Raw genomic sequence first — 1145 nt, forward strand, 5'->3', positions numbered from 1 at the left:
GCGCCTTGCGCGCAGGAATAGGCATCCTCGCAATAGGTGATGCTGGGCAGCTCGCCCCTGGCCTGCTCCATGCCGACCGGATCGAACGCCTTAACATTCGCCCCCATGTCGATCAGGCCGGTGACGAGCGGGATCGACGGCGCATCGCGCATGTCGTCGGTGTCGGGCTTGAAGGTGAGGCCGAGCACGGCGATGGTCTTGCCGCGCAAGCTGCCGCCGAGCGCCTGGCTGACCTTGCGCGCCATCGCCCGCTTGCGGTTCTCGTTGACCGCCAGCACGGATTCGACGATGCGCAAGGACACGTCGTAATCCTGCGCGATCTTGATCAGCGCCTTGGTGTCCTTCGGGAAGCACGAGCCGCCGAAGCCGGGGCCTGCATGCAGGAACTTGGTGCCGATGCGGTTGTCCAGGCCAATGCCGCGCGCGACCTCCTGCACATTGGCGCCGACCTTTTCCGACAGGTCGGCGATCTCGTTGATGAAGGTGATCTTGGTCGCGAGGAACGCGTTGGCGGCGTATTTGATCATCTCGGCGGTGCGGCGCGCGGTGAACATCAAGGGTGCCTGGTTCAGCGACAGCGGGCGGTAGATGTCGCCCATCACCTTGCGCCCGCGCTCGTCGGAGGTGCCGACCACGATGCGATCGGGGTACTTGAAGTCGCGAATCGCCGCGCCCTCGCGCAGGAACTCGGGGTTGGAGGCGACGACGACATCGGCCTTGGGGTTGGTCTCGCGGATGATGCGCTCGACCTCGTCGCCGGTGCCGACCGGCACGGTCGACTTCGTCACCACGACGGTGAAGCCGGACAGCGACTGCGCGATCTCTTTCGCGGCGGCGTAGACATAGGAGAGATCGGCGTGACCGTCGCCGCGGCGCGACGGCGTGCCGACCGCGATGAAGACGGCATCGGCATCCGCGACCGGCTTCGACAGATCCGTGGTGAAGTCGAGCCGCTTGGCCTTGACGTTGGTCGCAACGAGCTCGTCGAGGCCGGGCTCGTAGATCGGAATCTCGCCGCGATGAAGCGCCGCGATCTTCTTCTCGTCCTTGTCGACGCAGATGACGTCGTGGCCAAAATCCGCAAAGCAGGCTCCGGACACCAGTCCGACATAACCCGTGCCGATCATCGCGATTCGCATGAAAAA

Annotated in this window: 1 protein-coding gene; it reads right to left on the reverse strand. The window is 64.9% G+C overall.

What is annotated here, in order from left to right; all coding sequences use genetic code 11:
* On the reverse strand, positions 1–1139 hold a 1139-nt coding region (locus tag GPL20_RS38515), incomplete at its 3' end, for a UDP-glucose dehydrogenase family protein (protein WP_157337947.1).
* Positions 1140–1145: the final 6 nt, after the last annotated feature.

It is taken from the genome of Bradyrhizobium cajani (assembly GCF_009759665.1).
GTDB classification, from domain to species: Bacteria; Pseudomonadota; Alphaproteobacteria; order Rhizobiales; family Xanthobacteraceae; genus Bradyrhizobium; species Bradyrhizobium cajani.